Source organism: Nostoc sp. FACHB-280, from assembly GCF_014697615.1.
GTDB lineage: Bacteria > Cyanobacteriota > Cyanobacteriia > Cyanobacteriales > Nostocaceae > Nostoc_B.
Genome location: NZ_JACJSD010000061.1, coordinates 1 through 15,309, shown reverse-complemented (window position 1 = coordinate 15,309; position 15,309 = coordinate 1). Strand labels below are relative to the sequence as shown.

The 15,309-nt window shown below is 39.3% G+C and carries 14 protein-coding genes; 9 read left to right on the top strand and 5 right to left on the bottom strand.

All coding sequences use genetic code 11. The features are described 5' to 3' along the window. Nucleotides 1-68: 68 nt before the first annotated feature. From H6G75_RS29070 to mobV, 3 genes are all read right to left on the bottom strand, one after another. A complete protein-coding gene (locus H6G75_RS29070) occupies nucleotides 69-818 on the bottom strand; it encodes a hypothetical protein (protein WP_190983384.1) in 750 nt (249 codons plus the stop codon). After that, on the bottom strand, nucleotides 793-1,680 hold the full coding sequence (locus H6G75_RS29065; RefSeq protein WP_190983383.1) for a chromosome partitioning protein ParA: 888 nt from the start codon (nucleotides 1,678-1,680) through the stop codon (nucleotides 793-795). The genes H6G75_RS29070 and H6G75_RS29065 overlap by 26 nt, the downstream gene beginning before the upstream one ends. Before the next feature lie 87 nt (nucleotides 1,681-1,767). After that, nucleotides 1,768-3,555, bottom strand: coding sequence for a MobV family relaxase (gene mobV / locus H6G75_RS29060; RefSeq protein ID WP_190983382.1), 1,788 nt, complete (start codon nucleotides 3,553-3,555; stop codon nucleotides 1,768-1,770). Nucleotides 3,556-3,915: 360 nt separating this feature from the next. Between mobV and H6G75_RS29055 the strand changes: the two genes are divergently transcribed. The 4 genes from H6G75_RS29055 to H6G75_RS29040 all read left to right on the top strand — a co-directional run bounded on the left by H6G75_RS29055 (nucleotide 3,916) and on the right by H6G75_RS29040 (nucleotide 6,407). After that, on the top strand, nucleotides 3,916-4,350 hold the full coding sequence (locus tag H6G75_RS29055; protein WP_190983381.1) for a hypothetical protein: 435 nt from the start codon (nucleotides 3,916-3,918) through the stop codon (nucleotides 4,348-4,350). Beyond that, a complete protein-coding gene (locus H6G75_RS29050) occupies nucleotides 4,347-5,582 on the top strand; it encodes a ParM/StbA family protein (RefSeq protein WP_190983380.1) in 1,236 nt (411 codons plus the stop codon). The genes H6G75_RS29055 and H6G75_RS29050 overlap by 4 nt, the downstream gene beginning before the upstream one ends. Then, a complete protein-coding gene (locus tag H6G75_RS29045) occupies nucleotides 5,579-5,953 on the top strand; it encodes a hypothetical protein (RefSeq protein WP_190983377.1) in 375 nt (124 codons plus the stop codon). The genes H6G75_RS29050 and H6G75_RS29045 overlap by 4 nt, the downstream gene beginning before the upstream one ends. Nucleotides 5,954-6,065: 112 nt before the next feature. Further along, on the top strand, nucleotides 6,066-6,407 hold the full coding sequence (locus H6G75_RS29040; protein WP_190983376.1) for a hypothetical protein: 342 nt from the start codon (nucleotides 6,066-6,068) through the stop codon (nucleotides 6,405-6,407). A gap of 148 nt (nucleotides 6,408-6,555) precedes the next feature. Here the strand turns inward: H6G75_RS29040 and H6G75_RS29035 are convergent, their stop codons facing one another. Further along, complete coding sequence (locus H6G75_RS29035) at nucleotides 6,556-7,122, bottom strand: hypothetical protein (protein ID WP_190983374.1); 567 nt, start codon at nucleotides 7,120-7,122, stop codon at nucleotides 6,556-6,558. Here H6G75_RS29035 and H6G75_RS29030 point away from each other — a divergent pair. From H6G75_RS29030 to H6G75_RS29015, 4 genes are all read left to right on the top strand, one after another. Continuing rightward, entirely contained in the window at nucleotides 7,121-8,737 is a 1,617-nt protein-coding gene (locus H6G75_RS29030; RefSeq protein WP_190983372.1) for an ATP-binding protein, read from the top strand. The genes H6G75_RS29035 and H6G75_RS29030 overlap by 2 nt on opposite strands. Before the next feature lie 2 nt (nucleotides 8,738-8,739). After that, nucleotides 8,740-9,270: a DUF192 domain-containing protein gene (locus tag H6G75_RS29025; RefSeq protein ID WP_190983370.1), complete on the top strand. Its 531-nt coding sequence runs from the start codon at nucleotides 8,740-8,742 to the stop codon at nucleotides 9,268-9,270. A gap of 187 nt (nucleotides 9,271-9,457) precedes the next feature. Then, the gene (locus H6G75_RS29020) at nucleotides 9,458-10,147 is read left to right on the top strand and encodes a response regulator transcription factor (protein ID WP_190983369.1); all 690 of its coding nucleotides are present in this window, start codon (nucleotides 9,458-9,460) and stop codon (nucleotides 10,145-10,147) included. 165 nt (nucleotides 10,148-10,312) lie between these two features. Then, nucleotides 10,313-10,945 (top strand): hypothetical protein, encoded by a 633-nt coding sequence (locus tag H6G75_RS29015; protein WP_190983367.1) that lies wholly within the window; start codon nucleotides 10,313-10,315, stop codon nucleotides 10,943-10,945. On the opposite strand, the gene H6G75_RS29010 is transcribed toward H6G75_RS29015, so the two are convergent. Next, the gene (locus H6G75_RS29010; RefSeq protein ID WP_190983365.1) at nucleotides 10,936-11,469 is read right to left on the bottom strand and encodes a hypothetical protein; all 534 of its coding nucleotides are present in this window, start codon (nucleotides 11,467-11,469) and stop codon (nucleotides 10,936-10,938) included. The genes H6G75_RS29015 and H6G75_RS29010 overlap by 10 nt on opposite strands. 61 nt (nucleotides 11,470-11,530) lie before the next feature. Between H6G75_RS29010 and H6G75_RS29005 the strand changes: the two genes are divergently transcribed. Beyond that, nucleotides 11,531-15,223: a hypothetical protein gene (locus H6G75_RS29005; RefSeq protein WP_190983363.1), complete on the top strand. Its 3,693-nt coding sequence runs from the start codon at nucleotides 11,531-11,533 to the stop codon at nucleotides 15,221-15,223. Nucleotides 15,224-15,309 lie beyond the last annotated feature (86 nt).

Below are 15,309 nucleotides of genomic sequence, written 5' to 3'. Positions count from 1 at the left end.
TTTTAAATTCAAAAAAATTCTGATTCTTCCTACGTGAATTTTGAATTTTGAATGCGTGAATTTTGAATTCAAAAATCGTCATGTACAGACTCCTGCTGTTGGCGTATCTGTAGCAGCCCCAAGTATTCGGAGGCTAAAGAATTAGACTTAATAGATTGATAGAAACTGTTCAGCCACCTGTAAGTGTATGCTCTGTAGACAGAAAAAATCTTAATGTTATTCCTGACTTGTGAATAAGGTAAGCCAATGCTTTCGATAGCCTCATAGCTGTACTTGTTCAAGCCGGACAAAGCAATATCACATCCACCCACATCTTTAAGCTTGGGATAGCCTGAAGTTTGATAAAGTTTGAACATGAGATCAAAGTGTTGGTTTTTGACGACTACATAATCAGCCTGATTTCCGGCAAAGGCCAGAAGCTGGGACAAATATTCAACACAATCTAATCGGTGTGAAATGGGTTGTACAAAAGTGAGTCGCCAGCCAACCTTGCCCAAGATTTTAAACAACTTTACTTGATCGATATAGTTGCAAATGCCTTCTATGTGTTGTCCTGGCATATCAACAGCTAGAGTATCATAGCCATTGCGGAGTTCTTCAATGACCCAATCAGTACCTTCATCAAAATTGATACTTTCAACCCCAACAAGACATTTATATGGTTCGAGCCTTTTACGGTTATCGTGATCGTAAGCTCTCAATCGATATCCCAGAGAGCAAAATAAGTCAATCAGCAAGCGCATGACTGTAGACTTGCCCACACGAGAATCGCCTACAGTCATAATCAGGCGTTTAGGATTCGGACTGTAAGTTGACATCAGCTAGTCCTAGTAAGTGTTTAGCTGGCTCAATAGATTTTTTAAAGTTCTCCATCCATTTCTCAACTCGACCTTGAACAGACAGTTTCTTACTCTGTTCTATACCCTTAGAAAAGGAGAGATTATTCTCATCCAGATAATCATAAGCGTGTGCAATCAAATCTGGCATATAAATTTCTGGAATTGATTTGTTAAGGTTTTTGAGTTCTTTAACTAATGGGCAATTGTCATATCTTTCAAACCTATCCTTTTCTCCAAAAAATAAATTCTTGACGACAACGTAATCTACCTTATCCCCACAAAAATCGCGCAAATGAATAAATTGGTTAACCGAGTCCTTCGTGCGATTAATTACAGTAGCCATCGTGACTCTCATATCCAGCTTCTTACCTACCATTTTAAAGAAGCCCATCTCTTCTTCAAAAGAGCGAAAAAACTGAATTGACTGAGGTGGCAATTCTAGCAAAAATAAAGACTTAGCATCAGGACGTAGAGGTTCATCTTTTTGTAGTGAGTCAATTACATTGTAGTCAGGTGATTCAATTAAATCCTTTTTGAGGGACTTGTTCTCATCTTCCTCTGCTAGGTAAATAAAGCCTTTGAGTTCATCCAACAAAGAAATATCAGCTTCTCCTCTTCTAAAAATATCTAAAGGCATAACAGTACATTCAGCTTCGTAGAATCGTTTGATTTGTGGGTTGGACATATCAGCATCAAACGCGGCGAAGTTTTGATTGTTGTCGAGGTAAGTTTGGATCATAGCTCTAGAAAATGTGGACTTTCCTACACCGCCCTTATCTCCAGTCACAATTACTAATCTACGGCTTTTAGTAGGGGTTAGATTATTGGTGTTGTCTGTCATTCTTCTTTTGCCCATCTGATGGCAACCTATTGATGAACGTATTCTATCTAATTTACTTAATCCCAGTCAGGATAAAGAACAGCTAATTTAGATTTCAATATCCTGCTGTGACGAAAGTTTTTGGACAAGTTGTTCATTCCAATCTTTACCTTTGGCTTTAGTTCTGAGAGTAGTTGCGTCCTTCAACAGCTTCTGAATAGTCAGGGCAGTTTCATGCCCCCAAACATTATTATCAAATGCCATTTCTACTACCGGAACTCTTGAAAGAAAATCTACTGGTAGACTTTTGGGATTATCTACTGCTAAATACATTGTTCTTTGTGGCGGTATTTCTTTATAGGCTTTCAATTCGAGCGTGGCGAATGATAATGCCTCAATCGGAGATTTACACAATACTGCTCTTTCTACCTTACCTTGAGCTTGTCCTCCTAAGTAAAAGTAAAACCAGCTATCACTGCGCTTTGTACCTTTGTGGTAGCCCTTGAAAGTGTTATTCTCCCCCTTCGTCCCTCTCAAAAACGCACCATTAGTTTGGTCATTGAAATTTCGCATGACAAATACAGCATTTTGATGAGCATCAGCATAAACTAAGCCCCGTAAATAAAGAGCTTGTACAAGATTTGGTGGGATACCCCGTTTAGTCGTTAAATATTGAGCAACTTCTGACCAGTGGGCTTTATCCTCAACTGGTTGCTGGAATTTAGGGCAGGGTTGAGAGTGAATAATCTCATTTGTCAGATTTAGTGAGTGCGCGATCGCTGCTTTTTGGACTCCGGTTTTGCCAGATGATTCATATAACCACGCGATCGCCCTTGTGAAATTGCACCTCTGTACGTGCATGACCAAATCAATCGCACCGCCGCCACCCTTCTGCTGATCAGGTGAAAAATCATAGAACTTCGACTCATCTATACTAATGATGTGTCCATAGCCCTTCCATCGCCCATCAATACAATCTAAACCTAACGCCCAAGCCACATCAGCCAAAGGTAAGTCGCGCATTAAATCAGCTTTTTGTCGCCATTCTAAATTCTCCTGTTCTAGTTGAACTACGCGTGTTTCTAAATTCTGTCGAAGTTTCTCTGAGGCTATTGATGATAAAGAAGCCCGTTTTTCCAACTGGGTAATTCGGCGACGGTCAGCTAATTGGTGATCTAATTGTTGGATGCGTCGGTCTTTCTTAATGCGCTCAAGCAACTCATGGGCTGTTTCTCCTGGTAAAGGTGCAAATCGTTCTAACTCCAAACTCAGGGGTTGAGAATTGACCGCCTGATAATATTCTTGAATCTGGATATGTTTAGCTTTTGAGCCTTTAACTCCCCGTTGAATGCCTAAAGGAGCAAGTGCAAGCGCATAACTATCTTGAAGTTGTGACATTTTCAGTCGTCCCTGTGCCACAGAACCGCCAAACATTTCCTTATAACTAAGTCGTTTGGTTTTTTCGTTGAGTGGCACGATATAGGCATGAATGTGTGGGGTCGATTCATCCAAGTGCAATTCGGCTCTGACACACTTATTTCCATATTTTTCTAACAGCCATTTTTGGGAAGCATTCGTAAAATCCTCCATCTTCTGATTGTCCCAAGTACCCGCCATTGATGGGTCATCGGGTCGAAAGTATTCTGGACTTGCACTCAAAAATATTTCACTGCACAGCACTGCGTCTTTTCTGGGCTGGTAGTTTGTCTTTGATTTTATCAGTTCTTTGACGACTGATTCGAGCGATCTCTCATCTTTTGATCCAATCAATCGAATATTTTGTTTTGTTGGATCTGCATTGGGAGTATCCTGAAGTCGGGCAGTATGTTTTTCACTTCCCCCAATATTCCCGAATGATTTTAATTTCTCGACTCGTAGTATTGCTAACGCTACCATTGATTTATTCTCGCTGCAACGAGTGTCTTTGAACAACTTCCGCGCTCCCGGCAGGGCGAACTACTTTTGCGTTCCGAGCGAAGCGAGGAATGGCGAAGCCACCCCGAAGGGCGCGAAAGTAAAGTGAGTACACCTTTATCCTAAACTACCCGAAAACCCGATTTTTGAGCGATTTTCTAGTCGCCACTAGACCCATTTTTACCGCCACTAGACCCTCTTTTTTCTCTTCATTTTCGACGGAGGTTGGATTTCTAGTCGCCACTAGACCCATTTTTACCGCCACTAGACCCTCTTTTACCGCCAAAAAATCCAAGTACAATAAATGTAAACTTTCGGACAGCTATACTTAGCTGAAAATTTATGAGACAACAAGCAAAAAGTGTTGAGTTACCAAAAGTAAAAAGAGTATTAGATAGTTGGGATGGTAAAGTAATTGATTATCTGTTGAATCATCCATCAAAAAGAAATAGCCCTGAATTGATATTGGAAGCCCTTAGTGCTTACTATCTGGTTGAAGCATTAGAGGGTAAAGTCAGTGATGAAGAATTTCGTCAGGCTTGCCGGGAAGCTATTGAAAATCTCTCAAAAAAGTTGGCTTCGATTCAAAGAATGGCTGGGTTGAATACAATTACATCAGTACCTTCTTTTACAGAAGCAATTCCAGAAATTAAACAACTAGTTTCGCCCCTGCCACAGCAGCAGGAACAAGAAGATGAAGACATCTGGAATATGGATATACAGTTGTCAGAAGAAATGATGGACGTTAATGAAGCAATTGTAGGAGTTGATTCATGATTGACAAAGATAACTCTGATGCCACAAAGCTCGTTTTAACTTGTGATTTGGGAGCGAGTTTGATTAAGATAGTGGCCCAAATCTATCCAGATGCCACGCCGCAGGTCATTACTATGACTCCAGAAGTGGCAGATGTGGAAAGAGAATCTGTTGTTGGGCTAGACGTTGACCCTCTAACTAGTGATGCCACATGGGTAGGTATAGGCTCCGAATACTATGCCTTGGGTAGTTTGGCTAAAAATAAATTTGCCGGGACATCAGCAATCCGAGACTTAAAATATCAATATGCTGTACCTAAGCTGGCAGGGTTACTTTGGTTCGCTTGCCAAAAATTGGGTTTGGAAGAAGCTGATGTTTTTCTACATTTGTTACTGCCTTCCAATGAATACAGAGATGGTAAAAATTTAGGCAAACAGTTGTCAGCAGCACTAAAAGCGGGAATTAACACACCAACAGGTAGATTAAAGCTCAAACCGTGCAATTTCGTAGTTTCAATAGAAGGGTCTGGTGTTTTAGCAGCCCGCCGACGCACTTTGGGAGAAGCTTATTCTACAAGAACAATAGGAATGCTGATGTTGGGTTATCGCAATGCCAGCTTTACTATAGTTAAAGGCAAAAACCAAATTAAAGCTGAATCCACAGATTTGGGAATGAATTGGTTGGTGGAAAGATTTGTGGAACAGGCATCTGTAGGGCTATCTAAAAATGATTTATGTATACCATTAGCTTTAGTAAAAGCAAATCTAGGAAATGTTGAAGCATTGCGGTCATTATCACGCAAAACCAAATCTTCTGATATAGAGTCTGACTTAACTTTGTTTCAAAAGGCCTTAAAACTTGTGCGTCGGGAGTATTGCCGCGCATTACTTAGATGGATAAGAACTATTGCATCTGTAGATGAAGTTCTTCTGTGTGGCGGTACAGGAGAATTTGTTCGCCCTGAATTGACCCAGTTTTTTGAAAAAGAAACAATACTTATTGTTTGGAACGGTGGAGTAGATATACCTGCTACTCTAGATATTCATAAATTAGGTAATAGGTTAGCTGATGTTTGGGGTTCACATATCAATTACATCAATATGTTGGATATGAATTTCAGGTATCACCGCCAGCAACCTTTAATCCCCCAACCAGCTAAACCAGTTAACACAGTTCAACGTTGCCACCCAGATCGCTGGAAAAACTTTTTACCGATGCTGGTTGATTCTCCTTCTTCATCTTCACCCTCATGAATAAAACTGAAAAACTGGCACAATTCGCCAACCAACAGCACTTTGATGAGCGCATAGTGCAAATTTTTGGAGCGGTTTGTCAAGATGCCGGGATTAATAATCTTCCACAAACAACCGTGAAACAAGGTAATTGCTTGATAGAAGTACTCAAGCATAATGAGGCCACACCAGAGTTTGTAAAAAATCTCTTGAGCTATTCTCTACAAAAGGGAATGCCTCTTTATGTGATAGACCACATTCTCAATAGCGATCTTGACAAAGACGGCAGAAGCTTATCCCAAGAGCTTTTTGAGGATGATACTGACCCGTTTGGAGTAGATAGCCGTCCGCAAATATGCAAAACTTCACGACAAATGGAACTAGATTTATGACATTTTGCAGTATTTCGCTGCAAAATGTCACTCAAACAATAGCGTTTCGCTGGATGTAATTAGCAGCAGAAGTCCGTACAATTTACATAATTTTCTTTCTGTATCAACCAGTATGTTGCAACAAACGATTGCGTCGTGGGACAAACCGAAAGTTATAAAGCCGACTGTAAACCAAGTAGAGAATCTAGAAATGCTTCTGGTTGAGAAAGCGCAACGAGGAGAAGATGTAACAGGGACGATTCAGGCACTTGAATACTTTCAAAATAGTAACAATGACCAGTATTGGAACAAAATTTATTACGGCCAAACAAAAGAGAGGCAAACCTTTGAAACTGTACAAAGGGTAATTATTACGGCTTTTGCTATTTTAGGGATGATTATATTCTTGGCTAAAGTTCAAAATCCATCAGCCAATCTCTTAAATCAATTACCACCGAAATCTATTCAGAAGTGAAAATGAAAAGGGTGTAGGGTGTAGGGTAATCATTGCGAAATAAGATTAATTTTTTCACTAGTAAAGGGAGGAGCTTTAAATTACTTAATCAATGGAATGTAAAAACCGAAAGTATTTTTGACTTACGCTACACCTTATACACCACATCCTAATTAAGATAACGATTGCGATAGTTATCTTTTGAAAGTTTACGAGATTTTTTAGTAGTCCATTGCCATAAAGGAGTAAGTTTTTCAACATCTTTGAATAACAACTGCCAAGCGTCATTATATGTGTACTGGTAAATAATATTAGCCAGTACGCGTAAACATCGTAGCGGTTGACTTTTCACCTGTTCTTCAGCAAAACGAAGAACAATCCAGTTGGCTTGAACAAAGCACTGGTTCCGGTAGTCATCCATGCCTACACAGTGGATTGGTTCACGAGTTTCAAAAGTAAATGGTTCATCAATCTCTAAGTCAATGTGCAAGTTTGTATTTGGTTCCACGAACAGAAAATCGGCACTGTAAGCGGCTTTATGGTTCAAAGGTAGCAACTGTTGTTGAGAAAAAATCTGAGGGTCAAAATACTTTCGCAGTATCAAGCCAAACTCAATCTCAGAAGCACCTAGCTTTGTGCTTTCGGTTGATTTTGAAGGTAAGATTATCGGCTCTAAATTGCCGACTTTAACACCTTGAGGAATCAGTATGATGGGATAACAAGGACGGTTTTCCATGAAGGATTTAATTGAGCAAGTTTTTAGATTAATTAACCTACAACATCCAATAATATCTCTAGAATCACCCTTGCAAGAGCGACAAAAACTTTTGTTCCAGATTGCTGTTGAATGCGAGTTACAAAATATCAAATGTTATTTGTGGTCGCTGGAGGATGACCAATTGTATCAATTAAAAATTAGTTTAGGAAAGATTACATTTTCTAATGTTAATGAGTATCAACCTATTAAAGATAAATCTCGACAGGAACATTATTTTGAAATCCTGCGCTTTTGGAAATTCACGGACTTACAAGGTATTCTTATACTAGAAGGGATATTTTCTTGGCTAACCACTAATTCTGAATTTCTGACTAGCGAGTGGATTAAGTCAGCACTCATCAACATCAAACTGCACAATTCTAATTCTAATAAAGCTGTCCTGCTGTTAGGGCCGAACGCTAGTATATTGCCAGATATTGCGGCGTTTGTTCCGAGTATTACTCACCAACTGCCAACCATTCTAGAAATTAGAAGCTGTTTAAAAAAACTATTACCAGAATATGATGCTTCAGAAATTGATAAAGCAGCGATCGCGGCTGTAGGATTGTACATTGCAGATATCGAATATGGTATTAAACAAATAATTGCTTCTGGTGTGTTTGAGCCGTTAATATTGACTAAATGCCTATTGGCTTACAAAATCAACCTATTAAAGCGGGTTTATCACGTAGAATTTCTCCAGTCCCCGTCGATCAAAGTAGGGGGGCTAGAATTGATGCAAGAGTCATTCCTGAAGTATAAACAACTAATGACTCCACTAGCACAAGCCTATAATCTGCGGATTCCAAAAGGTGTTCTGCTGATTGGCCCACCTGGAACCGGAAAATCTTACTCGGCTAAAGTCTGTTCTCAATTGCTGGGTATACCAATGATGATTGTGGAGTGGGGCAACTTCCGCAGTTACGGAAATCAAGCCGAGTTTAAGCTCAAAAAACTACTAGCGTTGGTAGATAGAATAGACCGACTTATCTTCTATTTGGACGATTTTGACAAGGGCTTTGCGGGAGACGATGACTTAGGCAGAAGACTTGCAGGAATGCTATTGACATGGATGCAAGAGCGAACGAGTAATGTCTTAATTATTGCCTCGGCTAACAATCTAGAACTACTGCCGCCAGAACTGACCAGATGTGGAAGGTTTGATGACATCTTTAAAGTAGATTTACCTAATAACGGCGAAAGACACGAAATATTCAAAATCCACTTGGCAAGATTTGATGAGCGTTTTCGTAATGGTGGGGATGCTTATAGTGAAGAACAATGGCGCAGACTCTTAAAAGAAACCTATCGTTGTGTCGGCGCAGAAATCGGAGCTATTGTTGAAAAAGCCGCAGCTTCAACTTTCTGTCTGATGTTTGGGGGAGATAAGAACACTCATCAACATTCTTCACTCCCACGATTAGAAATTACTGTCGCATCCTTATTAGAGGCCAGACAAAACATTAATCCGTTGGCAATTAGAGAGGCGGACAAAGTTGAGAGGATGCGAAACAGAGCTTCTTTACAAGGGCTACCAGCAAGCCCAATTGATGATTCTGTTTACAGTCACGGCAATATTAATATTTTTAGTTAGTTATGTTGTTCTTCATCTCAAAAAAACTAGATTATGCTGCCATCAATGGTTTAAGGATACTAGGTTCTATTGCGGGTATATCTGTAATAATTGGGACTTTAACTCTGAGTTTTTTAGCTTCTCGCCCACAGCATTTGCCAATTAAATACAAACTGACTCGCAATAATCACACCTTTTATTTAGAATCGGCTAATTCGCCAACCGAATTAGAAAAGGGATTGAAATATCGCTCTCATTTAGAGGGTGATCGCGGAATGTTGTTTAATTTGGGAAAGCCTTATAAAGATGCGGCGTTTTGGATGTATAGGGTAAATTTTCCCCTCGATATAATATTTATTCACCAAGGAATAGTGACAAGAATCGTACATAATGCTACTCCCTGCCGAAAACAACCTTGTCCTTTATATACTGCTCCAATTGCTACTCATGTACTTGAACTACCTTCAGGAAAGGCTAAGTTAACTAATATTAAAATCCGGGATAAATTAACTTTTTATAAGCAGCAAGAATCAGGTTATGGTGATAAAATTTAGCAAGATTGTTGTGAAAATTCAGGAGTCAGTACCCAGAATCCAGAATTAGTAGACAATTTGTAAGATTCTCTGAAATAGAAATTTTATTTTCTTGTATGTCTTGATTCCTAAATATTAATTTTGAATTCTGGATTCTGAATCCTTACAAATTGTTTCCGCATTCCTGCTTTTTGAAGGCATAAAAATTATGATGCGTGTACTGATAATCGATGACTACCCAATTTTACGCCTGGGAATAAAGACAGCTCTAGAGAGCGCAAATATAGAAGTGCAGGAAGCGGATTCAGGGGAACAAGGCTTACAACTCCTTAGAGGCACTCATCCCGATCTTGTAATTCTCAAAATAGACTTACCTGATGTCAGTGGCATTGACTTGATAACTGAAATTAATCAAGAGTTCCCTGATGTCAAAATAGTCGTTTTAAGCCAGCACTCAGATGAAGGATTACTCAAGATGGCTTTTAATGCTGGTGCGAGTTCCTACCTGCTAAGTGATACAGAGCCAGATATTTTGCTATATGCGATCAAAATGTCCTATCAAGGACAGTGCTGGATAGATCCGAGGCTGTCTCGCTCTATCTTAGATATCAAAGAGGAGGGCAACTCTTTAAGGAAAGGAAAAAAGTTTGGGGAATCTTTAACTCAAATAGAGATGAAAGTTCTTAAACTGATGGCTTTTGGATTTTCAAATGAGCAAATAGCTGACAATCTGCACGTTTCCTCTGGTTCAATCCGAGGATATACAAATTCACTCAACCTCAAGCTGGGAGCGCAAAATCGTACCCATGCAGTTTTTCGGGCTATTTGTCTGGGTTACATAAATTACAAATCTCTGTTTAGTGAAATTTCTGGGAGCGAAAATCTAGAAGCTGTTTAAGTAGAACGGTGCAAATAAACCGAACTATGTAACGAAAAGTAAAGCGACTTGAAAACCTTTTCCCTCCTGCCTTCTGCCCTCTGCCTCCTGCCTTGCCATAACGACAATTTTTAACACCGACCTACTTAGTTTATCTGATTATGCAATTTCTACTTTAGAAAGACAATGCAAGCTATTAGTTTCACTCGTAAGAGCCTGATTTTGAGCTTGGCTTTAGCTGTTGTATCCTGTCAATCGACCGTTGGGGCTGGCTCAAATGAGCAAAATAACTCTATACCTGTGGCAGATAATTTTACTCAAAAAGTTAAAGCGATCGCTCAAAAATACCCTCCATTGTACCGAGTATCATGGAATGTCTGCGGTGTACAGAAAAGAGTAAGTATTGGCAAGACTGTTAAGAATCAGTGTGTTGATACTCAATCAAGCCGACTGATGTTGCTTTGGGGAGCGACTGGCGCACATAAGTTAATCCCTACACACCAGTATGTTGGTGGGTTTCAATCTCATCTGTTTATTGAATCAAAGGGATGTTTTGGATTAGATGAACCAAGTGATACTGCTCAATATTACAAAGCTAGAACATTTCTAGTTGGACAAATAGAGGAAAAAGATAAATTTAAGCCAACAGCACAGGTAAAACTTACCCAGTTATCGGATAAAGAAAAGGAAGATGCCATTGCTGATCTGATCACCAATCCGCCAGAGACATTTTCTCCTGTCGTCACTCCCGATGATTGCCAGTCTGAACAAAAATGGACTTCGGTTTACGCACCTGCAATTCCTGCTAGTTACAAGTAAGGTGTATCTTTGTCAAACGGTAAACTACTGGGTTCTTCGTTGTTTCTCAAGTCCACTTCCATTTGTTGACGGCGTTGTAAGTATGTTCGGCTCGAAGCACGGAGTCTATTCATTTCTTGCTCACCAAAATTGATGCCTATTGCTGCTTCTCGCTCTGATACCCGATTATAGTTATCAACCTCAATCTTCTTGCGCCTTTCCATTTCTTCTAGCCACCCCGGACTAGTCCCCTTTCTAAGTTCAGATTCAACGTATTCGGCTCTAAGAGAACCATCAGAGTTGAACTGTTGTTTTTCTGTAGGAGTAAAGAAATCTTCGGCAGTATACTCTATCCATTCTTCTGGTTGTGTTTCGTCTAGGTGTTTCCATTCATCAAATTCTGCCTTTAATCTACGAGCATAGTCATCAACAGCTGCCGGATTTCTCCCTGAAGATATTTTTTGTTGCCTGACTTCATCCCTCATTGTGCCATCAGGTAAAAATTCTTTTTTGTGCATATTGAACCATCGTTTGGTTCTAGACATATTTATTTTTGACATAAGTAACATCTCGCAAAATTGATAAATTTTTAATATTTGAAGATAAATGACTTTAGAATTTAAACACTTCGACACTAGACTGAATACTTGGATTCATATTGACGGAGATAGCAAGAATATTCAATCAATTTTAACTGAAAAGCTGGATAATACTCTACTAGAATTTTATTTTCCTGGCAAGGAATTTTCTTTTGGACATTTAGATGAATATAGTACACCAGAAGACTTAAAAAATCATCCAGATGGCTATACTCTTTTATTGTCTTCTAAAACCAGATTACTGTATGGTTCGCCAGAATGTTTAGAAGTAATCGATAAGTTATGCCCTGATAGAAAAGATAGAGGGGCTTACGGCTCAATATTTTTAGGCTCTTGTAAGAATTCTATTAACGAAACCATAAATATTCTAGTGGTTAATGATGATTCAGAAGCAGCTAAAGCGGGTGAAAATGGAGGAATAATTAAAAGGGAAGATGCCTTTAAATTAGTAGGGGACTGTTATGGGCAAATTTCAACACAATTATATAACAAATTAGCTAAAAGGGAAGAACAGCAAGACAAAAGTTATCGTGTCATTCAGCATCGTTTTGGTTGGAGAGAAGAAGATGGAGAAGATAGTAAATACAGGTTTGGTAAAGGGACATTACGCCCAAATAATTTAAGTAATGTAGAATATTTAGATTCAAATAATAAACCGAAAATTGACTTAATTCTCCCCCTCTCCAGTTTCAAGGGTACAGACAAGGATCGCCCTGATGGCCCCAGTAAGCCACAGATTCAGCCAGGACTGTACAGACAGAAAATTTGGCTAGGCGAGAAATCACAGTCAGAGCGTGGTAAAACAGCGATATCTCAATTACTGGCATCATTTCCCCAAGGCATTAAAGATTTTGCTGAAGAATTAGAAACCCAAGCTCAAAAATTAGCCGAATCCCAAAGTGACCCTAGAAAAGTTGCACAACTTTACTGTCAGAAGTATGAACAGCGCAAAGCTTTTACTGAAGAACAGAAATCATCTTTAAAAGCAGAGATTTCCGAACAGATTGCTGATAGTTCACTTTCTAAACAATTAGAATTACTTACTCTTAATCAAGCTGAAGAAAAATTTGAAACAAGTGATGACTTAGATGAGAAATCAGAAAAAGATGATTTCTTAATGTATAAACTGATTAAGGCTGACTTAATTGGAGGGCATAATCAGCTTTTAGAAACAGAGAAGGTGAGGAAAGAACTTAGTAAATTTGTCCAAGGCGAGTGGCGAGATATCGCTTTAGGGCGGACGCTGACTTTTGATAGAGGGATGATCATTCCATCCAAGGACTTGAAGAATGGAGAAATCTGTGTGCCTTGGTTGGATGACGGAGAGAAAGTTTTAAACTTTCGCTCTCCGTTTCTTAACTCTAATGGTTTGTGTGTATCTACCAATAAAATTATTGATGATTGTTTAGCTCCAGACGGGACACGTTTAGAAGGAATTATAGTAGTTAATGATGAAGACCTCGAACGTATCAAAGCAAGACTTCAACCGGATGAAACAGCCCCCCTAGAAACCGAATCGCAACGCCAAGGACGCGATTTTGATGGTGATTGTATAGGGGTAGCACTTGCGAGTAAGTATCCTAATTTTACAGCCGAAGCTGAGTATAGGACTCTGCCAGCCAACGCTTATCTTCCTACTGTCAAAGAAAAGAAACAATCATTTTATATAAACGGGAAACAACCACCATTTGAAGAAATCGCCATACACATGAGCGATAGTATCAGCGTGGGCGTGATTAGTAATCAAGTGACTGCTTTAGAAGCATTAGAATCGGAAATAGAAATTTTAAAAACCTACGGAAATCCTGAACAGAAATCACAATATTTAGACCGAGTATTAGAACATTATCAAAAATTATTAGCAGCCGAGAATTATGAACAACCTAAGCTAATTAGGGAAGAATATAAACCTTACATACAATCTGTTGTAGCTCTGTCTCAAAATCCTCAGAGAACTCCTGAAATTATTTCTCAGGCAATGGACAAGAATCGCTTGATGTACAGGAGCATGATTGAGGAGGCTTGTTACCAAAACCAGATAGCTGTAGATTTATTTAAAAGTTCTAAAAAACCAGCAATGGGCTTAATTAGAGAAAATAATCGTTATTTATATCGTCAAGTTGATTATATTAAAGATAAAAAATCCCCGACAGCTTATTTAAACTCAGGGATAAAAACTGAGGGTTACTCGCCAGTAGAATTATTAATTAACCAAACAAATAAATATTTTCAGGAATCGAAACTGGAATCACGTCCCATAGTTCAATTTGGTGATTTATTTAAAGGGGTCGAGTTCACCCCACAACAGAGATTTAGTGTGATCGCTGCTAAATATGAATTCGACAAACTCTACAACGCCGCAGTAGCAATGGAGCGACGGCGAGAAACAGAGAGAGGCCCAAGTGCCATCATCCAAACACAGCAGGGGACGAAACTGGAAATCACGAATCTTTTACGCTACAAGCATCCCCTGATTTGGAAAGCACAGTCTATCAACTTGAAGTTGGAAACAGATAAACACTCCTCAAAATTAATTGCGATCGCACAAATCAACAACGAGCTTAACGATAATAGTCAACCCAAGTACAGTCCACTGGGAATCGTCAGCCGCCAATCAATTGAGGAATATGGGCTAAAATCGGGGGATAAGGCACAGAACGCGAAGCTGATTGAATTCAAGCCTGAATTAACCCCAGGGCAAACCAAACTAATGTTTTCGCAAGCTTATAAATTTGCCGAAGAATTTCACTCAAGCATACCAGAACAAGAACGACTCTCGGCGGCGGCGGCAGCGTGGAGTGTTGGGGCGGCACGACAGGATGAATTGGAATCAATTCAAAATTCAAAATTCAAAATTCAAAATAAAGACCCTATTTACAAAAAAAATCCCAACTTTGTGTTCGCAGCGTTTGGTGATGAGATTGTCTCCCGGTTAGGGGAAATGCAATTTACTAATTTACGAGTGGGAACGCTGAGTAATGAGGCGAACAACTTCAAAGGCAAAACCTGGAATCAGGATGAGAAATGCTCAATTGAAATTAGGGCATCGCACCACCCGCCTGAACATGAACGCCACGGCTCAAGATTAGTGTTTGTCCAGGATGGTGATGGGGGATATAAGGAGTTCGCGCCACTGGAACCAAGAACAGGACAATTACCCATCGGTACAAAGGCCATCGCTAATCTATTACCAGGGGAAACTTACACAGCGAATGCCACAATTTCTCTGACAGGGACAGAGCCAATAGATTTTACGATTAGAGAAATCAAGAAATTTGCCCACGCTTCTAAGACATGGAACGGTGAATCTGTGACGCTAGAAATTGGTAAAGTACCAGTACCAACAGGGATAGTAAAAATCCAACTGGATGGTAAAACTCTGGGCGAATTGGACGCAGATTCGATTAAGCAACTTCAATCAGTAAATTATATTAAAGATGGCAATCCACTCAACCTAAAACTGACAACTATATCAGATAAATATAATGCGTTTGTGATTGCCGAATCTCCAAATGGGAATTTAATAAAGATTGATAAAACTAATTCTTACGATTATCAAAGTCAGAAATTTAATGACACTGAATACAGAAGATTGACCCTAGAAGTACCGCAGTCTCAAATCAGAGATGCCGTATTTTTGAATGGGGAACCGTTGGGAGTAAGCTGTTCAGCATTTAAATTGTGTATAATAGAAAGCTGAATTAAGTAAAAAAAAGGAATAATGCCAGCAAAAAATCATTTAACTTCTCAGCAAATAGAGAAACTACAAAAAGCCTTAAAACTGGA